The organism is Brevundimonas sediminis (genome assembly GCF_048799765.1).
Classification (GTDB): Bacteria; Pseudomonadota; Alphaproteobacteria; order Caulobacterales; family Caulobacteraceae; genus Brevundimonas.
The window spans coordinates 142,040-165,369 of the sequence record NZ_JBLYQK010000002.1; the positions used below are offsets into that span (position 1 = coordinate 142,040).

Here is a 23,330-nt window from a genome sequence, read left to right on the forward strand (position 1 = left end):
AATAAAAGCGTCAAGACCGGAAACATCAGGGAATAGGGCTACCATGAACAGACTCGTGAAATCCGCCTTGCTCGCGGGCGCCGCCTGGAGCGCCATGTCGACCTTCGCCTTGGCGCAGGACGCCGGACCGCAGGACGGCGCCTCGGACCTCGGTGACGTCGTCGTCACCGCCCGCCGCCGCGATGAAGCGCTGAAGGACGTGCCGATCTCGGTTTCGGCGCTCGGCGAGGAGCGGCTGGAGCAGACCGGCGTCGCCGACATCACCGCCCTGCAGCAACAGACGCCGAACGCCACGGTCCAGGTCGCCCGCGGGTCGAACTCGACCCTCATCTCCTTCATTCGCGGCATCGGCCAGCAGGACCCGCTGTGGGGCTTCGAGCCCGGCGTCGGCCTGTATGTCGACGACGTCTACATCGCCCGTCCGCAGGGCGCGGTCCTGGACGTTTATGACGTCTCGCGGATCGAGGTTCTGCGCGGTCCGCAGGGCTCGCTGTACGGCCGCAACACCGTGGGTGGCGCGGTGAAATACGTGACCTCGCGTCTGTCGGTCGATCCGGAACTGACCCTGCGCGGGTCCTACGGCAGCTACAACCAGGTCGATCTGCTGGCCTCCGGCAGCATGCCCCTGGCCGACAATTTCCGCATCGGCGGTGCGATCGCCAGCTATACCCGTGACGGCTACGGGACCAACCTGAACACCGGCGCCGAGCACTACAACAAGGACATCCTGGCCGGCCGGGTCAGCGCGGAATGGGAGCCGCAGGACGGTGTGCAGGTCCGCCTGGCCTACGACCGTACCGAGGACAACTCGAACCCCCGCCACGGTCACCGTGAAGTCGCCGGCGTCGGGCCGGGCGCGGGTGTTCCGGACAGCGTCTATGACACCTATGCGGGGCTGGGTGACGACAACTCGGTCATGAACCAGGGCCTGTCGGCCACCGTCCAGATCGACCTGAACGACAACTGGACCTTCAAGTCGATCACCGCCTGGCGCGAGGGCGACACCGACACCCTGATCGACTTCGACAACACGCCGGCGCCGACGCTCGACATTCCCGCCTACTACTCCGACGACCAGATCACGCAGGAATTCCAGTTCCTGTTCGACTACGACCGGATCCAGGGCGTCGTCGGCCTGTTCTACCTGGACGGCCACGCGGAGGGCGCGTTCGACACGATCGCCGGGAACCTGGGGCTGGTGATCGGCACCGCCGGGTCGGTCGACACCACCAGCTATGCGCTGTTCGGTGACGTGAACCTCGATCTGACCGACCGCCTGCACCTCGGCCTGGGCATGCGCTACACGCTGGACGAAAAGACCGGCCGCGTGTTCCGCGCCAACTACGCCGGCGCCACGCGCAGCCCGCTGCTGGGCGGTACGCCGCGCACGCCGACCCTGGTCCGTACGGACTACGTCCGCAGCAAGGACTTCGATCAGTTCACGCCGAAGATTTCGCTGTCCTACGACCTGACCGATGACCTGACGACCTACGCCTCGTATTCGCGCGGCTTCAAGTCGGGCGGTTTCGACATGCGGGGCGACGCGGTGCTGACCCCTTCGACGGTCAACGGCTATGATCCGGAGACGGTCGACTCCTACGAGATCGGCCTGAAGGGCGCCCTGAGCCGGTTCTCGTTCGCCTCGTCGATCTTCTACAACGAATACAGCGACCAGCAGGTCACGACCCAGGTTCCGGCCGTGGCCGGCATCGCCTCGTTCGTCGATAACGTCGGCTCCTCGACCTTCTACGGCGCCGAGTTCGAGGGACGTCTGCAGATCCTCGACAGCCTGTCGGCGAACTTCGCCGTCGGCTACCTGCATTCCGACTTTGAGGAGTTCCTGCGCTACAATCTGACCACCATGTCCTACGAGGACATCTCGGATCAGGTGGTCCTGCAGAATGCGCCGGAATGGACGGGCTATCTGGGTCTGACCTGGATCGGCAATGTCGCGGGCGGCGAACTGGCGGTGACGCCGTCGGTTTCGTACCGTGGCGACTACAGCCAGTTCGAGTTCCCGAACCCGGTCCTCGACCAGCAGGCCTACACCCTGGTCGATCTGTCGATCGTCTGGACCGATCCGAGCGATCGCTGGACCCTGGGTCTGTACGGCAAGAACCTGACCGACGAGGAGTACAAGGTCGGCGGCTACAACTTCGCCGGCGCGGCCTTCAACGACTCGCTGATCGCCTACTACGGTCCGCCGCAGACCGTGACCGCGACGGTCCAGTTCAAGTTCTGATCTCCTGAAGCCTGATCGGTTCTGATCAAGGGCGGCGGTTCCATCGAGCCGCCGCCCTTTTCTTCTGGCATCCGGCCCGGACGCCGCTACGGTTCGATCAAAGAAAAAGTACAGTCGAGGGAAACGCCATGACCGCAACGGACGCTCCGGTCCCCGGACAGCCGACGGATCGCCCCGGGTATCGCTTCTACGTCCTGGCGATCCTGATCCTCATCTACATGTTGAACTTCCTCGACCGGCAGATCATCGGCATCCTCGCCGCGCCGCTGAAAGAACATTTCGGCATGTCGGACACCCAGTTCGGCCTGCTGGGCGGCATCGCCTTCGCGTCAGTCTACTCCACCCTCGCCATTCCGCTGGCCTGGCTGGCGGACCGGTTCAGCCGGGTCTGGATCATGACCGGCGCCCTGGCGATCTGGTCGGGGTTCACGGCCCTGTGCGGCGTGGCGGGCTCGTTCACCCAGCTCTTCCTGTTCCGGATGGGCGTCGGCGTGGGCGAGGCGGGCGGCGTGGCGCCGGCCTATTCCCTGGTGGCGGACTATTTCCCGCCGCACCAGCGGGCGCGCGCCCTGGCGGCCTTCGCCTTCGGCATTCCCCTGGGCACCGCGGCGGGCACGCTGGTCGGCGGTCTGCTGGCGGCGACCTGGGGCTGGCAGATCGCCTTCATCGCGGTCGGCCTGCTGGGGCTGGTCGTGGCGCCGGTCCTGCGTCTGACGGTCAGGGATCCCGCGCGCGGCGGCGCGGATGCGCCCAAGGCCGTGGTTTTGGATCCCGTGGCCGCTGTCGCGCCGCTCAATGACGGCCGCATCGGCAAGCGGATCGCCCTCGGCCTGCTGGGGGTGGCCGCCGGGCTGCTCGCCTTGGCCGCCCTCGCCTGGATCGGCGTGATCGCCGCGAGCCCCCTGGTGCTCATCTTCGCGGGCCTGCTGGCCGGCGTGATCGGCGGTTCCATCATGATCGCGCGGGTCACCGCCACCGCCCTGGCGCCCAAGCCCAGCTTCTGGCTGCTGGCGCTCGGCGCGGCGTCCTCCTCCGTCTGCGGTTATGGCGTGGCGGGCTGGCTGCCGCTCTTCTTCATGCGCAGCTTCGACCTCAGCCTGGCCCAGGTCAGCTGGTACTATTCCGGCATCGCCCTGATCGGCGGCATCCTCGGCATCTGGGGCGGCGGCGCCATCGCCGATAAGCTGGCGAAGCGGGGCAAGGGGGCCTACCCCCTGACGCCGGCGATCGCCTTCCTGATTTCGGCGCCCTGTTTCATCCTGGCGATGAACTCGCCCTGGCTGATCGGCCTGATCTTCCCGGGCGGCGGCAGCCAGGCCCAGCAACTGGCGGTGGCCTTCGTCATCTTCCTGATCCCGACGGGTCTGAACCTCGCCTGGCTTGGTCCGGTGACGGCGGCGGTCCAGCATCTGGCTCCGGCTCCGATGCGCTCGACGGCCTCGGCCCTGTTCCTGCTGTTGAACAACCTGCTCGGCATCGCCGTCGGCTTCTTCTACTTCGGCTGGATGAGCGATCTGCTGGCGCCGCGCTTCGGCGACGAAAGTCTGCGTTGGGCGATCTACACCGGCATGGGCTTCTATGTGATGGCCTCCATCCTGCTCATCGGCGCCTCGCGCACGCTGAAGAAGGACTGGGTGGACTGACCGGGTGCGGCCGGGGCGGCCCTCGGCCGGCCCGGCCTCTCGGCGCTTCACGCGGCGTGATGGTTGCACCTGCGAAGGCGGGGGGCCTATAAGCCCCGCAACTTTCCCCAGCAGGTGGCGGCGGTCTCCCCATGAATATTCACGAATATCAGGCCAAGCAGGTTCTGAAGGGCTACGGCGCGCCCGTCGCGGCCGGCGTTCCGATCACTTCGGTCGATCAGGCTGAAGCCGCCGCCAAACAACTGCCTGGTCCGCTCTATGTCGTGAAGTCGCAGATCCACGCGGGCGGCCGCGGCAAGGGCAAGTTCAAGGAACTGCCGGCTGACGCCAAGGGCGGCGTGCGCCTGGCCTTCTCGATCGAGGACGTGGTGAAGCACGCCGGCGAAATGCTGGGCAACACCCTGGTCACCGCCCAGACGGGCGAGGCCGGCAAGCAGGTCAACCGCCTGTACATCGAGGACGGCGCCGACATCGCCCGTGAGCTGTACTGCTCGCTGCTGGTCGACCGCGCCTACGGCCGCATCTCCTTCGTCGTCTCGACCGAGGGCGGCATGGATATCGAGGCTGTCGCCCACGACACCCCGGAAAAGATCCAGACCATCGTCATCGACCCGGAAGCGGGCGTGACCGACGCCGACATCGCCGCGATCAACGCCGCCTACGGGCTGGACGGCGCCGCGGCTGAAGACGGCAAGTCGCTGTTCCCGGCGCTGTACAAGGCCTTCGTCGAGAAGGACATGGACATGCTGGAAGTGAATCCGCTGATCGTCATGGAGAACGGTCACCTGCGCGTTCTGGACGCCAAGGTCTCGTTCGACGGCAACGCCCTGTTCCGCCACGAGGACATCAAGGCCCTGCGCGACGAGACCGAGGAAGACGCCAAGGAAATTGAGGCCTCGAAATGGGACCTCGCCTACGTCGCCCTGGACGGCAACATCGGCTGCATGGTCAACGGCGCCGGTCTGGCCATGGCCACGATGGACATCATCAAGCTGTACGGCAAGGAGCCGGCGAACTTCTGTGACGTCGGCGGCGGCGCCGGCAAGGACAAGGTCGCCGCGGCCTTCAAGATCATCACCGCCGACCCGAAGGTCGAAGGCATTCTGGTGAACATCTTCGGCGGCATCATGCGCTGTGACGTCATCGCCGAGGGCGTTGTCGCCGCGGTGAAGGAAGTCGGCCTGCAGGTTCCGCTGGTCGTGCGTCTGGAAGGCACCAACGCCGAGCTGGGCAAGAAAATCCTGAACGAGTCGGGCCTGACCATCCAGGCCGCCGACGACCTGGACGACGCCGCCCAGAAGATCGTCGCGGCGGTCGCGTAAGCGCCGCACCGCCCAGCAGACACACAGAATTCAGAGCTCAGACATGTCCATTCTGGTCAACAAGAACACCAAGATCCTGGTCCAGGGCCTGACCGGCAAGACCGGCAGCTTCCACACCGAACAGGCGCTGGCCTACTACGGCACGCAGATGGTCGGCGGCATCCACCCGAAGAAGGGCGGCGAGACCTGGACCGGTTCGCACGGCGAAAGCCTGCCGATCTTCGCCTCGGTCGCCGAGGGCAAGGAGCGCACCGGCGCCGACGCCACCGTCATCTACGTCCCGCCGGCAGGCGCGGCTGACGCCATCATCGAGGCCATCGAGGCCGAGATCCCCTTCATCACCTGCATCACCGAAGGCATTCCGGTGCTGGACATGGTGCGTGTGAAAGCCCGTCTGGACCGTTCGAACTCGCGCCTGCTGGGGCCGAACTGCCCGGGCATCCTGACGCCGGAAGAATGCAAGATCGGCATCATGCCGGGCTCGATCTTCAAGAAGGGCAACGTCGGCATCGTGTCGCGTTCGGGCACCCTGACCTATGAAGCCGTGTTCCAGACCTCCAACGAGGGCCTGGGTCAGACCACGGCCGTCGGCATCGGCGGCGATCCGGTCAAGGGCACCGAGTTCATCGACGTGCTGGAGATGTTCCTGGCCGACGAGGAAACCACCTCGATCATCATGATCGGCGAAATCGGCGGCGGCGCCGAAGAGGACGCCGCCCAGTTCCTGATCGACGAGGCGAAGAAGGGCCGCAAGAAGCCGATGGCCGGTTTCATCGCGGGCCGGACTGCGCCGAAGGGCCGCACCATGGGCCACGCCGGCGCGGTCGTGTCGGGCGGCAAGGGCGACGCCGAGTCGAAAATCGCGGCCATGGAGGCTGCGGGTATCCGCATGTCGCCGTCGCCGGCGCGCCTGGGCAAGACCCTCGTCGAGGTCCTCAAGGGCTGATCTGTCCGAGGTTTGATGTGCTCAAGGGGCTTCCCTCCCGGGGAGCCCCTTTTGCGTGCGGGAGGGGCGATCTGGCGCCGGGCTGATCCGACCCCGGAGGTCCGTTAAGTCCCGTTTGCGAGACAATGGCTGGGCGAAAAATTCGGAATTCCGGCGAATTTCGACCCCAGCGCCGCTATTCGGTCATGACCCATAAGGAAACAGCGCCTATATGAGCGCCGTCGCCTCCGCGCAGACGTGCGCGCGCGACCCAAAGGGACTGTGACGAGAACGATGGCGGACGATGCCGGTCGGCTGAACCAGGTCTTTGCCGAGACCAGCTTCCTGTATGGCTCAAATGCCTCGTTTATCGAGGATCTCCACGAAAAGTGGGCCGACAATCCTGCAAATGTTTCCGCCGAATGGCGGGCCTTCTTCGACCAGTTGCGTGACAACGCCGCCCAGGTGAAGGCCGCGGGTGCGGCGGGTGGCTGGGGTCGCTCGGTCACGACGGAGCCGACCGAGGCCACCGGGGTCTTCGACGGTCGCTGGCCGGCGCCGAAGCCGGATCCCAAGGCGGCCGCAAAGCCGGGCGCCGCGCCGGTCGCCGCCGCGCCGGCCGCCTCGGCTGACGAGATCCGGACCGCCGCCCATGATTCGATCCGCGCCCTGATGCTGATCCGCAGCTACCGCGTGCGGGGGCACCTGCAGGCGACGCTGGACCCGCTGGGCATCGAGCAGCCGACCCACAATCCGGAACTGACGCCGGAGTTCTACGGCTTCTCCGAAGCGGACATGGATCGTCCCATCTTCCTCGACGGCGTTCTGGGCTTGCAGACCGGCTCGATCCGCGAGGTTCTCGAAATCCTCAAGCGCACCTACTGTGGCCATATCGGCATCCAGTACATGCACATCGCCGAGCCGGAGGAGAAGTCCTGGCTCCAGGAACGGTTCGAGGGGCCTGACAAGTTCGAACAGAACGCCTTCACCAGGGAAGGCAAGCTGGCGATCCTCAACAAGCTGATCGAGGCCGAGGGCTTCGAACGCTTCCTGCACAAGCGATTCCCGGGCACCAAGCGCTTCGGTCTGGACGGCGGCGAGGCCATGGTCCCGGCGCTGGAGCAGGTGATCAAGCGCGGCGGCAACCTCGGCGTCGACGAGATCGTCTTCGGCATGGCCCACCGGGGCCGCCTGAACACCCTGGCCGCGGTCATGGGCAAGCCTTATCGCGCCATCTTCCACGAGTTCCAGGGCGGCTCGACCGTCCCGTCGGACATCGAGGGTTCGGGCGACGTCAAATATCACATGGGCGCGTCGTCGGACCGTCAGTTCGACGGCAACACCGTCCACCTGTCGCTGACCGCCAACCCCTCCCACCTCGAGATCGTCAATCCGGTGGTGCTCGGCAAGTCGCGCGCCAAACAGGCCTTCGACATCCGGGAAGCCAACGCCGGCAAGCCCGAGGAAGAGTGGGCGCTGGACCGGTCCAAGGTCGTGCCCCTGCTGATCCACGGCGATGCCGCCTTCGCCGGTCAGGGCGTTGTGGCGGAATGTTTCGCCCTGATGGGCCTGAAGGGCTACCGCACCGGCGGCACCCTGCATTTCGTCATCAACAACCAGATCGGCTTCACCACCAGCCCGCGGAACTCGCGCTCGTCGCCGTATCCGTCGGACGTGGCCCTGATGGTCCAGGCGCCGATCTTCCACGTGAACGGCGATGACCCGGAAGCGGTCGTCTTCGCCGCCAAGGTGGCGACCGAGTTCCGCCAGAAGTTCCACAAGGACGTGGTGGTGGACATGTTCTGCTACCGCCGCTTCGGGCACAATGAAGGCGATGATCCGACCTTCACCCAGCCGATCATGTATTCGAAGATCCGCGCCCTCCCGTCGACGCGCGAGATCTACGCCGAGCGTCTGATCCGGGATGGTGTGATCACCCAGGCCGAGGTTGACGCCGAGGTCGCCCGCTTCGAGGCCTTCCTCGACGCCGAATTCGACGCCGGCAAGGCTTTCGAGGCCAAGAAGGCCGACTGGCTGGACGGTCAGTGGACCGGCATCGGCCTGGCGGAGGGTGACGAGCGTCGCGGCGAGACCGCGGTGCCGGTGGCCAAGCTGACCGATCTGGGCCACCGCCTGACGACCATCCCGAACGCCGTCGACGTGCACAAGACGCTGAAGCGCGTCTACGAGGGCCGTCGCGAGATGATCACGACCGGCCAGAACCTGGACTGGGCCACGGCCGAGAGCCTGGCCTTCGGCTCGCTTCTGGAAGAGGGCTTCCCGGTTCGCCTGTCGGGTCAGGATTCGGTGCGCGGCACCTTCTCGCAACGCCATTCGGGCATCGTCGATCAGACGACCGAGAAGCGCTACACCCCGCTGAACAACCTGTCGGACAAGCAGGCCCATTACGAGGTCATCGACTCGGCCCTGTCGGAAGAGGCGGTGCTGGGCTTCGAGTACGGCTACTCGCTGGCCGACCCGAACACCCTGGTCATGTGGGAAGGCCAGTTCGGCGACTTCGTGAACGGCGCCCAGGTGGTGATCGACCAGTTCATCACCTCCGGCGAACGCAAGTGGCTGCGCATGAGCGGCCTGACCATGCTGCTGCCGCACGGCTATGAAGGTCAGGGTCCCGAGCACTCCTCGGCCCGCCTTGAGCGGTTCCTGCAGGCCTGCGCCGAGGACAACATCCAGGTCGCCAACTGCACGACCCCGGCCAACTATTTCCACATCCTGCGTCGCCAGATGCACCGGCCGTTCCGCAAGCCGCTCATCATCATGACGCCGAAGTCGCTGCTGCGTCACAAGAAGGCGGTGTCGCCGCTGGCCGATCTGGCCGAGGGCAGCTCCTTCCACCGCGTCCTGCACGATGACGCCCAGACCCGTCCGGACGTCGCGGGCATCAAGATCAAGGCGGACAAGGACATCCGCCGCGTGATCCTGTGCTCGGGCAAGGTCTACTATGACCTGCTGGAGCGCCGCGAGAAGGACGCCCAGGACGGCAAGCCGGTGGACGACGTCTACATCCTGCGTCTGGAGCAGTTCTATCCGTGGCCGATCAAGTCGCTGTCCACGGAGCTGTCGCGCTTCCCGAACGCTGAACTGGTCTGGTGCCAGGAAGAGCCGAAGAACATGGGCGGATGGACCTTCGTCGATCCGTGGATCGAGCTGACGCTCGAGAAGCTGGACGTGAAGTCCAAGCGCGCCCGCTACGTCGGCCGCCCGGCTTCGGCCTCGACGGCGGCGGGTCTGATGAGCCGCCACCTGAAGGAACTCGACGCCTTCCTGACTGACGCCTTCGCCTGAGAATAAAGTCCCGTCGACGGTTCCCCCGCCGACGGGATGATGCCTAGATAACTGATTGAACCCAAAGAGACCCGGACCCGACCATGGCCGACATCCTCACCCCCGCCCTCGGCGAATCCGTCACCGAAGCCACCATCGGCAAGTGGACGAAGAAGGCCGGCGATCCGGTGAAGAAGGACGAGGTCCTGGTGGAGCTGGAGACCGACAAGGTCTCGCTGGAAGTCGTGTCGCCGTCTGACGGCGTGCTGGCCGAGATCAAGTTCGCCGAGGGCGAGACCGTGACCCCGAACGCCGTGCTGGGCTCGGTGTCGGAAGGTGGAGCGGCCGCCGCTCCCGCCGCGCCGAAGGCCGAAGCCGCTCCGGCCCCGGTCGCTGCTGACGCTCCGGCTGCCGCCGCTTCGGGCGGTGACGCGGTCGCCATCAACGTCCCGACCATGGGCGAAAGCGTCGCTGAAGGCTCGATGGGAACCTGGCTGAAGAAGTCGGGCGACACCGTCGCCAAGGACGAGCTGCTGGTCGAAATCGAAACCGACAAGGTCGCCGTGGAAGTCTCGGCTCCGGCCGCGGGCGTGCTCACCATCCTCGCCGACGCCGGCGCGACCGTGACCCCGGGCCAGCAGATCGGCAGCATTGCGGCTTCTGGCGCCGCCTCGGGCGCCGCCGCCGCTCCGGCCCCGGCCGCCTCGGCCAACGCCGGTTCGGCCCAGATCACGACTGACGCGCCGCACCTGTCGCCGGCCGTCCAGCGCGTGGTCACCGAGAACAACCTCGACCCGAAGGCCATCCCGGCCACCGGTCCGAAGGGCAACATCACCAAGGGTGACGCCCTGGCCGCCATCGGCTCGGTCGCCCCGGCGCCCGCCGCTGCTCCGGCCCCCGCCGCCGCCCAAAGCCAGGTCGTGGCCGCCCCGCGCGCTGACCAGCCGCGCGAGGAGCGGGTGAAGATGACGCGCCTGCGTCAGACCATCGCCCGTCGCCTGAAGGAATCGCAGAACACGGCCGCCCAGCTGACCACCTTCAACGAGGTGGACATGACCAACGTCATGGCCCTGCGCGCCCAGTACAAGGACGTGTTCGAGAAGCGCCACGGCGTGAAGCTGGGCTTCATGTCCTTCTTCACCAAGGCGGTGGTCGCGGCCCTGCACGAGATCCCGGCGGTCAACGCCGAGATCGACGGCACGGACATCATCTACAAGAACCACTACGACATCGGCGTCGCCGTCGGCACCGACAAGGGGCTGGTGGTTCCGGTCCTGCGCGACGCGGACACCCTGTCGCTGGCCGGTATCGAGAAGGGCATCGGCGCGCTGGGCAAGGCCGCGCGTGACGGCAGCCTGACCCTGGACCAGCTGCAGGGCGGCACCTTCACCATCACCAACGGCGGGACCTACGGCTCGCTGATGTCGACGCCGATCCTGAACGCGCCGCAGTCGGGCATCCTGGGCATGCACAACATCGTGCAGCGCCCGATGGCCATCAACGGCGAGGTGAAGATCCGCCCGATGATGTACATCGCCCTCAGCTACGACCACCGCATCGTCGACGGCAAGGAAGCCGTGACCTTCCTGGTCCGCGTCAAGGAACTGCTGGAAGACCCGGCGCGCGCCCTGCTGGACCTGTAAGACCGGTCTCCGGACTGAACTGAAGCGGCGGTCGTCGAAGGGCGACCGCCGTTTTCAATTCCGGCGGGCGTGCTAGCTTGGCCTTATGAGCCTGCTCGAAGTGGCGCGTTTTCACGATGTCTATGAGGCCGACCTCGCGGCGGCCTTTCTGGAATCGCACGGCATCACGGTGTCGGTGACCGAGCGCTACCAGACGACGGTCGATCCCCTGATGCAGCGGGCACTGGGGATCCGGCTGATGGCCGCCGCGTCGGACATCGCCGAGGCGCGCAGCCTGTTGGCCCGGGTGCGGGCGGGCGAGTTCGCCACCGACGAGGGCGACGACATTCCGCCGCTGGCGACGGGCGGCCGGGTGGCGGGGACCCTGCTGGCGGTCGCGGCCTTCCCGACCGGCGGCTTCTGGGGCAACGCCCTGCCGCGCCGGTTCCGGGCGCCGTCCTGGCAAGGCATTCTGGTCGCTGCGGTCCTGACCGGAGCGATCGTCGCCGCGGTGACGATCGGCACGGAGATGCTGCTGAACCCGCCCTAGTCGGCGCACAGCGCGTGCGGCGCCGTCAGAGCAGTGCGCTGTTCGCAGATCGGGGTGGCCGGAACGGCGACCGTCACTATCTGAAGGTCATGGACATGACCGAGATCGCCCGTTTCGCCGATGTGTACGAAGCCGAGATCGCCGCCGCGCGTCTTCGGGCAGAAGGCTTTGATCCCGTGCTGGGCGGGGCGGAACACGCCAAGACCAACACACTGGCGCTGCTGGCTCTGGGCGGAGTGGGGCTCTCGGTGCCGGACAATCAGGCGGCCGCCGCCCGCGTCCTGCTGAACCGTCTGCGCGCCGGTGACGAGCAGATCGAGGAGGAGCCGGAGGAGGCTGCGGCCGGGCGCTCAGGCGCGCCGCGTGGGCTGGGGCCGGTTCTCTTCGCGGTCGCCGTGGGGCTGGGCATTCTCCTGACCCTGACGGGTTGGGAGGCTGCGCCGATGCCCTACGAGGAATGGGTCTGCATCCTGTAGCCCGGCGGCTAGCCCTTCAGCCCGCCCAGAACCTCATCCGTGTCCGCCCCCAACGCAGGCGGCGCCCGGTCGTAGGCGACGGGCGTCTTCGACATCCGGATCGGCGAGGCGACGGTGCGGATCGGGCCGTCGAGGTCCGCGCGGGTCTGCTGCACCTCCAGCCCGCGGTGCACGGCCTGCGGCTCCTCGAACACCTGATCGATCGTGTTGACCGGTCCGCAGGGCACGCCCGCGGCCTCCAGCATCGCCATCAGGGCCTTCATGCTGTGCTTGCCGGTCAGGGCCGAGAGGGCTGGCGTCAGCTCATCGCGGTGGGCCACCCGCTGAGCGTTGGTGGCGAAGCGGGCGTCCGTGCCGAGGCTTTCCACCCCCAGCGCCAGACACAGGGCCCGATACTGGCCGTCATTGCCGACCGCGATCACCACCATCCCGTCGCTGCACGGGAAAGGCTGATAAGGAGCCAGATTGGGGTGGGCGTTGCCCATCCGCGTCGGCGCCTTGCCGGAGACGAACCAGTTGGCCGCCTGATTGGCCAGCATGGCCGCCTGAACGTCGAACAGGGCGATGTCGATGTGCTGGCCCTCGCCGCCGGCCCGGGCATGCAACAGGGCCGCCATGATGGCGTTGGAGGCGTACAGGCCGGTGAACAGGTCCACGACCGCCACCCCGACCTTCATCGGCTCGGCGCCCGGCGCGCCGTCCGGTTGGCCGGTGATGGACATGAGGCCGCCCATGGCCTGGATCATGTAGTCATAGCCGGCGCGATGGGCGTCTGGCCCGTCCTGGCCAAAGCCGGTGATGGAGCAATAGACCAGCTTCGGATTGACCGCCGACAGCCCGGCGTAGTCGAGGCCGTACTTTCGCAGCCCGCCGGTCTTGAAGTTCTCGACCACCACGTCGCAGGTCCTGGCCAGCTCACGCACGGCGGCGGCGCCCTCGGGGCTGGCGATGTCCAGTTCGACCGACTTCTTGCCCCGGTTGGCGCACAGGAAGTAGGCGGCGTCCCCCTTCGATCCGTCGGCTTTCGTCGTGAAGGGCGGACCCCACTGGCGGGTGTCGTCGCCGACGCCGGGCCGCTCGATCTTGATCACCTCAGCCCCGAGGTCGGCGAGCGTCTGGGTCGCCCACGGACCGGCCAGCACGCGGCTGAGATCGAGGACGCGGACGCCGGAGAGGGGGCCGGAAGAGGTGATTGGTGATTGGTGGTTGGTGATTGGCACGATCAACGTCCGCGACGGGCTGGAGTGCTAGCTCTACCGCCCGATCAACGCACTAGCCACCAGTCACCAATCACCAATCACGCTACAGGCCGACGTCCCAGACGCCGGCGTCGCGCATGCGGGTGTTGCGGGCTTCTTCGGCGCGACCGCCCATGTCGCGGGCCATGCGCTTGATCTCGTCGGACACGGTCGTCTTGTGCACGCCGGGCACCACGGCGTGGGCCAGGGCGCAGCCGGACAGGCGGGCCAGCTTCAGGCAGAAGCCCAGAGCCTGCCCCATGTGCTCGAAATAACCTTCACCCACTTCGCGGGGGTGATCGGCGAACAGGCGTTTCATGGTCTGCATCATGGTCCCCACCCTGACATGTCGCGGGCCGTCCCTCTACCCGCGAGCGTCATTCTGGCCTAAACCGCGCGTCAGAACAGGGGGCTGATCGTCACGCAGGCTCACGATCGCCTGAACCCCGCGCAGACAGGAAACACCACCATGGCCGACGGCTCGACCACCCAAAAGACCTTCCGCTGGGAAGACCCGCTGGATCTGGACGGCCGCCTGACCGACGACGAGCGGATGATCCAGGACGCGGCCCGAGCCTATGCCCGCGAAAAGCTGCTGCCGCGCGTGGTGGCCGCCTTCCGGGACGAGACCTTCGACCGCTCGATCATGACCGAGATGGGCGAGATGGGCTTCCTCGGCGCCACCCTGCCGGAGCAGTACGGCGGCGCGGGCGCCAGCCACGTGGCCTACGGCCTGATCGCGCGCGAGATCGAGGCGGTCGATTCGGGCTACCGCTCGGCCATGTCGGTGCAGTCGTCGCTGGCCATGTACCCGATCTACGCCTTCGGCTCGGAAGAACAGAAGATGCGCTTCCTGCCGAAGATGGCGGCCGGCGAGCTGATCGGCTGCTTCGGCCTGACCGAGGCCGACGGCGGCTCGGACCCGGCCTCGATGAAGACCAGAGCGGTCAAGGTCGACGGCGGCTATCGCCTGAACGGCGCCAAATACTGGATCACCAACTCGCCGATCTCGGACCTCGCCGTGGTCTGGGCCAAGCTGGATGACGTCATCCGCGGCTTCATCGTCGAGCGCGGCATGGAGGGCTTCACCACCGACAAGATCGGCGACAAGCTGTCGCTGCGCGCCTCGATCACCGGCGACATCGGCCTGAACGACGTCTTCGTGCCGGAAGAGAACCTGCTGCCGAACGTGAAGGGCCTGCGCGGGCCGTTCTCCTGCCTGAACAAGGCGCGCTACGGCATTTCGTGGGGCGCGATGGGCGCCGCCGAGTTCTGCTTCCACGCCACCCGCGACTATGTCGCCGAGCGCATGCTGTTCGGCCGCCCGCTGTCCTCGCGCCAGCTGGTGCAGAAGAAGCTGGCCGATATGCAGACCGAAATCTTCCTCGGCTTCGAGGGCGCCCTGGCCCTGGGCCGTCGTCTGGACAATGGCGACTGGTGCCCGGAAGCCATCTCGATGATGAAGCGCAACAACTGCGGCAAGGCGCTGGCCATCGCCCGCGAGGCCCGCGACATGCACGGCGGCGCCGGCATCACCGGCGAACTGCACGTCATGCGCCACGCCATGAACCTCGAGACGGTCAACACCTACGAGGGCGCCCACGACGTCCACGCCCTGATCCTGGGCCGGGCGATCACGGGTGAGAGCGCTTTCTAGGAGAGAGGCGCTTCGCGCCGCGCTAACGCTCGGCTCGCGGAGCCTCGCTGCTTGAGCGCTGTCTCAGGTGCGGGTTCAGTTCGCGCGCGTCGCCGCGTCCAGCGCCTCGCAGCCCTGGGTGCGCTGGTTCCACGTCAGGCCGGAGATCTTCCAGACCCCGACCTGACGGACCAGACTGAAGTGATCGACGCCGCAGTGGCTGAGGCGGCCGTCGATGCGGAAGACGTACGGGCCCCAGACCATGGCGACGTCGCCGTCGATGGCGACCGTGGGCTCGATCATCACCTCCTCCAGCCGTTCGGGGCCGGGCTGCAGCCCGCCGGCGAACTCTTGCCAGGTCAGGTGCGACACCCGACTGTCGGCGCCCGCGCGTTCATGCACGACCGTCAACTGGGCCGCCGGGTCGAAATGGGCGTCCAGACCGTCTGCGCTGCGGGCGGCGAGGGCGTCGAACACCGCATTCACCGGCGCCAGCACCGCCTGATGCTCCGGCGAGGCGGGATCGAGCGGGCCGGGCGGCGTCGTCTGCAGGGCGAGGGCGAGTACGGCAGCGGTGATCATGGGGCGTCTCCTGTCCGGCCGGAACGGTAGCATTCGCCCGTCTCTCCGCAACCGGTGTTCGGTCAGGAAGAGTCAGCGGCGCCGCTTCGCGCGTGCGGGCATCATGCGCGCAGGCTCATCGAGCATTGCCATTGTGCTTCAACGGCCTATCGTTCCGATGACGGGGAGGGTGGTCGATGGACGGAGAGACGGCAGTCGCGGGCGAGGACCCCTTCGCACAACTGCGCGAGGTCTTCGCGGGCCGGACAGCCCTGTTGCTGGAAGACGATCCCGATCTGTCGGCGCACGTCGCCGAGCGTCTGCTGCGCGCCGGGTTCGGGACAGTGGATCGGGTCGACCGGGGTGAGGCTGCGCTCGCGGCCGTGGCGGGCAGGGCCTATGACGTCCTGATCCTTGACCGCATGACCGCCGGCCTGGACGGACTGGAGACCTTGAAGCGCCTTCGGGCCTCCGATGGCCCCTCCGCCGACGCGCCGGCCCTCATGCTGACCGCGCTCGGTGGTGAGCGGCAGAAGGTCGAGGGGCTGCTGGAAGGCGCCGACGATTATCTGGCCAAGCCGGTGGGGGACGAGGAACTGCTGGCCCGGATCGCCGCCCAGCTCAGGCGGGCCGCCCGGCAGGCGAAGCCGGTCAATGCGGACCTGGTCAACGGTCCGTTCCGTCTGTCTTTCGGGGCCCGGACCGTGAAGTTCGAACTGCCGGCCGGTGCGCGCGCGATCGATCTGTCGCCGCTGGAGTTCGCCATCGTCAGTGAGTTGATGGGCGCGCGGGGACAGCCGGTGACCAAGACCATGTTGTGGGATCGCTGCTGGGTCGAGTGGACCTTCCTGCCGGACAATTTCGTCAACATCATCGACGCCCGCATCAGCGCCCTGCGCCGTCGGCTGAAGGAGCAGGCGCCGGAGCTCGGCGAGGCGCTGCATCCCCTGATCGTATCGGCGCGCAGCCAGAGCCTGGTGTTCCGCGACCTTTCCACCTGGGCGGGCTGAAGCCGGCATGGGTGAGCGGTTCCGGCGCATCCGGGTCTGGCTGGGGCGGCGCACCACGACCCAGCTGGCGGCAGGGATCGCCGTCCTGTCGGCCATGGCCCTGACGGGATCCCTGGCCCTCACGGGTGCAGCCGTCCGTATGGACCAGCGTGAGATCGCCGCTTTGGCGGCCCTCGATGATTACGGCGCCATGGCGTCCAAGCTGGGCGTGGAGGGCATGACCGGCGACGCCCTGTCGCCGGCTGATGCCGTCTATCTGTCGAACTGGCTGACCGCCTTCCAGAATGGTCCGGCCCGCGAGACGGAGGCCCGGTCGCTGGAGGAGACCTGTGAAACCGGACGGGGCGGCGTCGGCGTGCGCTTCATCCGGGCTCCGGTCGGCAAGCCGGCCGGCCTTCCGGACCTGGAGACCACTCGTGGCGAGCGGTCGCCGCACCTTGGCGACGATGTCTATGTGGTGCGACTGGCCGAGGGCGTGCTGTGCCCCGCCCGGGCGGTCGAGGTGGTGGTGGTGCGCCGGTCGGTCGGCGCGCTCGATATCGCCGTCGGGCGCGTGGTCGATGGATCGGGTGACGCCTGGGGGTGGGCGGTGGCCGCGGTCATCGGGGCGGGCGTGCTCCTGCTCGTTTTCGGTCTGACAGCCGCCACCTTCGCCCGGCGTCGCCTGACCAACGCCGTGGCCCGGGTCAGTCGAACCCTGGATCGGGCGGCCGTCGGCGACTTTTCCGAGCGTGCGCCCGAGACCGGCGCTGCGCCCGAGCTGACCGAGCTGTCCGGCCACGTGAACCGGACCTTGGACCGGCTCGAGGAGCTGCTGGCCTGGCTGCGGGACTCCGCCGACCAGCTGGCCCACGATTTCCGCACCCCCATCGCCCGGGCGACCGCGCGGCTGGAGCAGCTGGGCGAGAGCGCCGCGACCCCGGCGATGCGCCGGCTCGTTGAGGAGGCGAGGGCCGATCTGCGCGACCTGACCCGCGCCATGAACGAAGCCATGGCCCTGAGGGACGGCGAGGCCTGGTCCTTCGACAGGGTCCGGCTGGACGTCCTGGCCCACCAGTGCGCCGAGCTCTACGAGCCTCTGGCCGGGGAACGGGGCGTCTCCATCCGGGTCGTCGCCGAGCCGGTGGAGGTCCTCGGCGTGCGCAGCCTGCTGCAGAGGGCGCTGGCCAATCTGGTGGACAATGCCGTCAAATACTCGCCGGACAACGGGGTGGTGACCCTGACGGTCTCGCAGGTGGAGGGATGCATCCGACTGTCGGTCGCGGACCAGGGGCCGGGCTTCCGGGGAGAACCGCTCGCAGACCTCGCGGCGACGGTCGCTGCTTCCGCCGCGGAGGGGCGGGAAAGTCATGGCATGGGGCTGGCCTTTGTCCGGGCGATCCTGAAACGCCACGGCGCGGCCATGACGATTGATGACGCCCGACCGGGGGCTGTCGTCACGGCGCAATTCTCGCGCTAGGGTCGGGTCAGGACTGAAGAGGACACGAGCATGCGGCGCATCACTTTCCGGGCGGGCGGAGTTTCCGTTCTGGCCCTCGCGTTCGCTGCTCCGCTGCTGGCGGCCTCGCCGGCGCTGGCGCAATCGGCCCCGGTCTCGCCCATCCCCTATGACGCCGAGCGTGGGGTTTTCACCTTCGCCGCCGACCTCGAGAGCGCCCTGCCGGCGGTGGTCCAGGTGACGACGCTGGGATCGTCCAGCGGTCCCAGCTCCGATGAAGCCGAACCGCGCCCGATGGCCAGCGGCTCCGGCGCCATCCTCGACGCCGCCCAGGGCATCGTGGTGACCAATAACCATGTCGTCGACGGCGGTCAGAAATTCACGGTTGATCTGACCGACGGCCGGATCTTCGACGCCGTTCTGATCGGCGCGGACAAGGCGACGGACATCGCCGTGCTGCAGATCACGGCGCCGGGACTGGCGCAGATCGAGGTGGCCAGCTCGGACCGCCTGCGCACGGGTGATCTGGCCTTCGCGGTCGGCTATCCGCTGGGGCTCGACCAGACGCTGACCATGGGCGTCATCTCGGGGCTCGGCCGCTCGGGCATGGGCGACCGGATCGAGGACTATATCCAGACGGACGCGGCCGTGAACTCGGGCAACTCGGGCGGTCCCCTGCTGGACAGCCGGGGGCGGCTGATCGGCATCAATACCTCGATCCTGTCGGGCGGCGGCGGCGGCAACGACGGCATCGCCTTCGCCGTGCCCAGCCGGATCATGTTGTATGTGGTGGATCAGCTGCGCACGACGGGCGAGGTGCGCCGGGGCGTGACCGGCGCGATCCTGGGCTCGCTGAACGCCGAGCGTTCGCGTGAATTCGGCCTCGGCATCGTTCGTGGCGCCGTGGTCGAGGATGTCGCTCCCGGGTCGTCGGCGGCCCGCGCCGGCCTGCGCCGTGGCGACGTCATCACCCGCATCGGGGCTCGCCCGGTGTCGAACGCCGGCACGGTCCAGGCCACCATCGGCATCGCCGCGCCCGGGACCGAGGTCGAGGTTGTCTACCTGCGTGACGGCCACGAGGGTCGAGCGACCGTTACGGTCGAAGCCGGTGTTGATCGGCAGGTGACCATCGGCGCCGAGGTGGTCATGAGCCGCGGCGCCTCGATCCGCGAAGGCGCGGACGGCCTCCAGGTGTTCGCGGTCGAGGGCGGGTCGCCGGCGGCGGCGGCGGGCCTGCAGGCCGGCGATCTGGTGCGTTCGGTCAATGGCCGCTCGGTCTCGACCCTGACGGCTCTGGCGCGCGCGCTCGACGGTCGGGGCGAACACCGGCTTTCGGTGCAACGCGGGGGCGACACGGAGCGGGTCACCCTGCCCTGACGCCGCATCCGGACGCCGGACAGCAAAACGCCCGCTCGGCCGGTTGGGGGGAGGTGGCGGAGCGGGCGTCTCGCTTTGGAGGAAGCATCGGCCCGCCGAAGCCCTTGAATGGAACAGTTCCAGGGGGCTGGGGGGGCTGTTCAGGATCCGGAACCATTCCGAACTCCGACGAGCCGATGTCTCCGGTGTCGCTCCCCAAGGGGGCGGGCGATGGGCGGAACGGAGGCGTTTTCGTGTTCCGTACGTTTTATTCGCATTGCGATGTTCCGGACACGATGTTCGGTCGCCTTGAGGGGCCGGGGACTGGCGCCCGGCGTGGGGCCGCCTAGATTGATGGCATGAACGACGTCGCAGACGCGCAGCCCCAGTCCGGACCGGTCTTTTTCGACCGGCGTGAACTGGACCAGATTCTGAGAGTCTACGGCCGGATGGTCGCCTCGGGCGAGTGGCGCGACTACGCCATGATCGGTCACAAGGACGTCGCCGAGTTCGCCGTCTTCCGCCGCTCGGGCGACGCACCGGTCTACCGGATCGAGAAACGCCCGGCCCTGCGCCTGAAGCAGGGCGAATGGGCCGTCATCGGCGAGGGCGGCATGGTCCTGAAGCGGGGGCGGGAGCTGCCGCAGGTCCTGCGGGTTTTCGACAGCCGCAAGTTCACCGTCATCGAATAGAAAAAGGCCCCGGATCGCTCCGGGGCCCTTCTTTTTTGGCCTATCGCTCGCGACGCGGTCGCTCGCTGCTTGAGGCCCTAGTTCCGGTTGCCGCCGAAAATGCGCAGCAGGAACAGGAACAGGTTCACGAAATCGATGAACAGGCTCAGGGCGCCGTAGCTGGTGGCGACGCCGAGGGCGTTCTGGTCGCCGCCCAGGGCGTAGTAGGTCATCTTCAGGCGCTGGGTGTCATAGGCGATCAGGCCCGAAAAGATCAGGACGCCGGCGTAGGTGATGATCCAGTAGAGCATGCTGGAGCCGAGGAAGAGGTTCACGACCGACGCGATGATCAGGCCGATCATCGCCATGATGAGGAAGCTGCCGATGCCCGACAGGTCCTTCTTGGTCGTGTAGCCGAACAGGCTCAGGCCGCCGAAAGCCGCTGCGGTGATAAAGAAGGTCGAGGCGACGCTTTCGCCGGTGTAGCGCAGGAAAATCCAGCCCAGCGATGCGCCCATCGAAACGACGACCGCCCAGTAGAGCAGGTTGGTGCCTGCCGCTGTCGGGTTCTTCATGAAGAACATCGAGCCGAAGATCAGGACCAGCGGCAGGAACTGGATGCCCATGCCCAACAGGGTCATGCTGAAGCCGGTCGCCGTCTGGACGTAAAACAGTTGCTGGACCGCCGGGACGTTGCCGACCACCCAGGCGAGGGCCCCGGCCAGAACCAGGCCGATCGCCAGCTTGTTGTAGACCCCGAGCATGAATTTGCGCAGGCCCGCATCCACCGACATGTCGGCGGTTTGCGGGATGGAATAGCCGTTTCTGAAATCGCTCATCGCGGTTTCGATCCTCCGTTGGTCCGGGCGATGTCCCGGCCTTTGCAGCAAATATCGGTCGCACCTGCCCCTTCCGCAAGGAAAAGCGGGCTTGGGAAGCCGGTTCGGACCCGCTACCAACGGTCGCATGATCCGGCTCTTCACCGCCCTTTCCGTCCCCGACGATGTGGCCGAGACGCTGAAGCGTCGCCAGACCGGCCTGCCCGGCGCGAAATGGCGCGGGGAGGAGCATCTGCACATCACCCTGGCCTTCTACGGCGAGATCGACGAACGCCGCGCTGACGATCTGGCCGCCGAGCTGGAGCGGGCGGCCACCGGTGGGGCGTTCGAGATCGAGCTTCAGGGCGTCGGGGCCTTCGGCGACGCCCATCGCAGTCACACGATCTGGGCCGGGGTGGCGCCCAGCGAACGGCTGGGCGTCCTGGCGGGCCGGTGCCGGTCGGCGGCTGAACGGGCCCGGATCGAGATCGAGCGCCGGGAGTACCGGCCTCACCTGACCCTGGCCTATCTCAAGCCCCGGACAGACCCCGCCCGCGTCGGCGCCTGGATCACCGGCCACAATCTGCTGCACTCGCCGCCGATCCGGTTCGACCGGTTCGGCCTGTATTCCAGCGTCCTGACCTCGGACGGCAGCCAATACCAGCTTGAACGGGAGTATCTGCTGTGACCGGACCTGTGCTCCACACCGAACGTCTGATCCTGCGTCCCATCGCCCTCGAGGACTTCCCGCGCTGGGCCGAGATGATGGCCGACCCGGAGGCGTCGCGCTTCCTCGGCGGGGTGACGCCGGCGGCGACGGCGTGGCGCGGCTTCATGACCATGGCCGGCGCCTGGAGCCTGACGGGGATCTCGATGTTCTCGGTGGTCGAGAAGGACACCGGCCTGTGGCTGGGCCGGATCGGGCCGTGGCGCCCGCACGGCTGGCCGGGCAATGAGGTCGGCTGGGGGCTGCATCCGGACGCCCAGGGCAAGGGTTACGGCGTCGAGGCGGCCACCGCGACGCTCGACTACGCCTTTGACGTTCTGGGCTGGGCGGATGTGATCCACTGCATCGACCCGGACAATACGCCGTCGCAGCGCCTTGCGGCGCGGGTCGGCTCACGGAATCTGGGGCCGACGCGCCTGCCGCCGCCCTTCGCGGACGTCACGGTCGACGCCTGGGGGCAGAGCCGGGCCGACTGGAAGTCCCGCCCACGCCGGTGAGGCTGCGCCAAGGCGACGCTTTGACGACCCGCCCGCTTCCGGTAGGCAGGGCGTCAGGTAATGACGAGGATGACGATGCGCGTACTGGTTCTGGGCGGTGACGGCTTTTGCGGCTGGCCGACGGCGTTGCATCTGTCGGCGCGGGGCTGGGACGTCTGCGTCGTCGACAACCTCAGTCGCCGGAACATCGACAACGAGCTGGAGGTCCAGTCCCTCACCCCGATCCGGACGATGGGCGAACGCATCGCCGCCTGGAAAGAGGTCTCGGGCAAGACCATCGAGTTCGTGAACATGACGGTCGGCAAGGAATTCGATCGCCTCGTCACCCTCATCCGTGACTGGAAACCCGACAGCGTCGTCCACTTCGCCGAACAGCGCGCCGCGCCCTATTCGATGAAGTCCGCACGGCACAAGCTGTACACGGTCGACAACAACCTCAACGCCACCAACCATCTGCTGGCCGCCATCGTGGAGAGCGGGCGCGACGTGCACCTGGCCCATCTGGGCACCATGGGGGTCTATGGCTACACGACCGCCGGCCTGCGCATCCCCGAGGGCTATCTGAAGGTCACGGTGGACACCGATTTCGGCCCGACCGAGCAGGAAATCCTGTTCCCGCCGAACCCGGGCTCGATCTACCACATGACCAAGACCCAGGACGCTCTGCTGTTCCAGTTCTACGCCAAGAACGACGGTGTCCGGATCACCGACCTGCACCAGGGCATCGTCTGGGGCGCCCAGACCGAGGAAACCCGGCAGGACGAGCGGCTGATCAACCGCTTCGACTACGACGGCGACTACGGCACCGTGCTGAACCGGTTCCTGATGCAGGCGGCCGTCGGCTATCCGCTGACGGTGCACGGCTCGGGTGGCCAGACCCGCGCCTTCATCCACATCCAGGACACCGTCCGCTGCGTCGAATTGGCCCTGAAGAACCCGCCGAAGTCAGGTGAACGGGTGAAGATCCTCAATCAGATGACCGAGAGCCGCCGCGTCCGCGACCTGGCGGCCATGGTGGCGGGCATGACCGGCGCCGAGGTCCACAACGTGCCCAATCCGCGCCAGGAAGCCGACGAGAACGAGCTGGTCGTGGCCAATGACCAGTTCCGGGAGCTGGGCCTCAAGCCCATCACCCTCGCCGAAGGCCTGATGCAGGACGTGACAGAAATCGCCCGCCGCTATGCCGACCGCGCCGACCGCAGCAAGATTCCCTGCGTCTCCAGCTGGAACGGGAAGCGCGCCGAAGCGCTGAAGAGCGAAAGCGTCACCGTTTCCAGCGGCGCCGCCGACCACGCCCGTTCCGCCTGAGGTCT

General features: G+C 67.5%; 20 protein-coding genes. 16 read left to right on the forward strand and 4 right to left on the reverse strand.

Features of this window, described 5'->3' with window-relative positions; genetic code table 11:
* Positions 1-43: 43 nt before the first annotated feature.
* The 8 genes from ACLQ7T_RS02215 (at position 44) to ACLQ7T_RS02250 (ending at position 12,065) form a co-directional block, all read left to right on the forward strand.
* Entirely contained in the window at positions 44-2,242 is a 2,199-nt protein-coding gene (locus tag ACLQ7T_RS02215) for a TonB-dependent receptor (RefSeq protein WP_420477929.1), read from the forward strand.
* A 128-nt stretch (positions 2,243-2,370) separates the two neighbouring features.
* Positions 2,371-3,885, forward strand: a complete 1,515-nt coding sequence (locus ACLQ7T_RS02220) for a spinster family MFS transporter (protein ID WP_420477930.1) — start codon at positions 2,371-2,373, stop codon at positions 3,883-3,885.
* 131 nt (positions 3,886-4,016) lie between these two features.
* A complete protein-coding gene (sucC, locus tag ACLQ7T_RS02225) occupies positions 4,017-5,207 on the forward strand; it encodes an ADP-forming succinate--CoA ligase subunit beta (RefSeq protein WP_420477931.1) in 1,191 nt (396 codons plus the stop codon).
* 43 nt (positions 5,208-5,250) lie between these two features.
* Positions 5,251-6,153, forward strand: coding sequence for a succinate--CoA ligase subunit alpha (gene sucD / locus ACLQ7T_RS02230; protein WP_420470426.1), 903 nt, complete (start codon positions 5,251-5,253; stop codon positions 6,151-6,153).
* Positions 6,154-6,426: 273 nt separating this feature from the next.
* Positions 6,427-9,438 (forward strand): 2-oxoglutarate dehydrogenase E1 component, encoded by a 3,012-nt coding sequence (locus ACLQ7T_RS02235; RefSeq protein WP_420477932.1) that lies wholly within the window; start codon positions 6,427-6,429, stop codon positions 9,436-9,438.
* 83 nt (positions 9,439-9,521) lie between these two features.
* Positions 9,522-11,060 (forward strand): 2-oxoglutarate dehydrogenase complex dihydrolipoyllysine-residue succinyltransferase, encoded by a 1,539-nt coding sequence (gene odhB / locus ACLQ7T_RS02240; RefSeq protein WP_420477933.1) that lies wholly within the window; start codon positions 9,522-9,524, stop codon positions 11,058-11,060.
* A gap of 85 nt (positions 11,061-11,145) precedes the next feature.
* On the forward strand, positions 11,146-11,589 hold the full coding sequence (locus tag ACLQ7T_RS02245) for a putative signal transducing protein (RefSeq protein ID WP_420477934.1): 444 nt from the start codon (positions 11,146-11,148) through the stop codon (positions 11,587-11,589).
* Positions 11,590-11,684: 95 nt separating this feature from the next.
* A complete protein-coding gene (locus tag ACLQ7T_RS02250; protein ID WP_420477935.1) occupies positions 11,685-12,065 on the forward strand; it encodes a hypothetical protein in 381 nt (126 codons plus the stop codon).
* Between the two features lie 8 nt (positions 12,066-12,073).
* On the opposite strand, the gene ACLQ7T_RS02255 is transcribed toward ACLQ7T_RS02250, so the two are convergent.
* Complete coding sequence (locus ACLQ7T_RS02255; RefSeq protein ID WP_420477936.1) at positions 12,074-13,285, reverse strand: CaiB/BaiF CoA transferase family protein; 1,212 nt, start codon at positions 13,283-13,285, stop codon at positions 12,074-12,076.
* Positions 13,286-13,367: 82 nt separating this feature from the next.
* Positions 13,368-13,634, reverse strand: coding sequence for a DUF6356 family protein (locus ACLQ7T_RS02260; protein WP_420477937.1), 267 nt, complete (start codon positions 13,632-13,634; stop codon positions 13,368-13,370).
* Between the two features lie 138 nt (positions 13,635-13,772).
* Between ACLQ7T_RS02260 and ACLQ7T_RS02265 the strand changes: the two genes are divergently transcribed.
* Positions 13,773-14,960 carry an acyl-CoA dehydrogenase gene (locus tag ACLQ7T_RS02265; protein ID WP_420477938.1) on the forward strand — a complete coding sequence of 396 codons (1,188 nt, stop codon included), beginning with the start codon at positions 13,773-13,775 and terminating at the stop codon, positions 14,958-14,960.
* Positions 14,961-15,035: 75 nt separating this feature from the next.
* On the opposite strand, the gene ACLQ7T_RS02270 is transcribed toward ACLQ7T_RS02265, so the two are convergent.
* On the reverse strand, positions 15,036-15,521 hold the full coding sequence (locus ACLQ7T_RS02270; RefSeq protein WP_420477939.1) for a nuclear transport factor 2 family protein: 486 nt from the start codon (positions 15,519-15,521) through the stop codon (positions 15,036-15,038).
* Positions 15,522-15,697: 176 nt separating this feature from the next.
* Between ACLQ7T_RS02270 and ACLQ7T_RS02275 the strand changes: the two genes are divergently transcribed.
* The 4 genes from ACLQ7T_RS02275 to ACLQ7T_RS02290 all read left to right on the forward strand — a co-directional run bounded on the left by ACLQ7T_RS02275 (position 15,698) and on the right by ACLQ7T_RS02290 (position 19,996).
* Positions 15,698-16,510, forward strand: coding sequence for a response regulator transcription factor (locus ACLQ7T_RS02275; RefSeq protein WP_420477940.1), 813 nt, complete (start codon positions 15,698-15,700; stop codon positions 16,508-16,510).
* 7 nt (positions 16,511-16,517) lie between these two features.
* Positions 16,518-17,969 carry a sensor histidine kinase gene (locus ACLQ7T_RS02280; protein WP_420477941.1) on the forward strand — a complete coding sequence of 484 codons (1,452 nt, stop codon included), beginning with the start codon at positions 16,518-16,520 and terminating at the stop codon, positions 17,967-17,969.
* 30 nt (positions 17,970-17,999) lie between these two features.
* Positions 18,000-19,325 (forward strand): trypsin-like peptidase domain-containing protein, encoded by a 1,326-nt coding sequence (locus ACLQ7T_RS02285; RefSeq protein ID WP_420477942.1) that lies wholly within the window; start codon positions 18,000-18,002, stop codon positions 19,323-19,325.
* A gap of 338 nt (positions 19,326-19,663) precedes the next feature.
* Positions 19,664-19,996 (forward strand): DUF2794 domain-containing protein, encoded by a 333-nt coding sequence (locus ACLQ7T_RS02290; RefSeq protein ID WP_420477943.1) that lies wholly within the window; start codon positions 19,664-19,666, stop codon positions 19,994-19,996.
* A 77-nt stretch (positions 19,997-20,073) separates the two neighbouring features.
* On the opposite strand, the gene ACLQ7T_RS02295 is transcribed toward ACLQ7T_RS02290, so the two are convergent.
* Complete coding sequence (locus ACLQ7T_RS02295; protein ID WP_420470412.1) at positions 20,074-20,814, reverse strand: Bax inhibitor-1/YccA family protein; 741 nt, start codon at positions 20,812-20,814, stop codon at positions 20,074-20,076.
* A 127-nt stretch (positions 20,815-20,941) separates the two neighbouring features.
* Here ACLQ7T_RS02295 and thpR point away from each other — a divergent pair, with 127 nt between their 5' ends.
* The 3 genes from thpR (at position 20,942) to ACLQ7T_RS02310 (ending at position 23,325) form a co-directional block, all read left to right on the forward strand.
* Positions 20,942-21,481: an RNA 2',3'-cyclic phosphodiesterase gene (gene thpR / locus ACLQ7T_RS02300; RefSeq protein ID WP_420477944.1), complete on the forward strand. Its 540-nt coding sequence runs from the start codon at positions 20,942-20,944 to the stop codon at positions 21,479-21,481.
* Entirely contained in the window at positions 21,478-22,017 is a 540-nt protein-coding gene (locus ACLQ7T_RS02305; RefSeq protein ID WP_420477945.1) for a GNAT family N-acetyltransferase, read from the forward strand. Before thpR ends, ACLQ7T_RS02305 begins: the two co-directional genes overlap by 4 nt.
* 75 nt (positions 22,018-22,092) lie before the next feature.
* A complete protein-coding gene (locus ACLQ7T_RS02310; RefSeq protein ID WP_420477946.1) occupies positions 22,093-23,325 on the forward strand; it encodes an NAD-dependent epimerase/dehydratase family protein in 1,233 nt (410 codons plus the stop codon).
* Positions 23,326-23,330 lie beyond the last annotated feature (5 nt).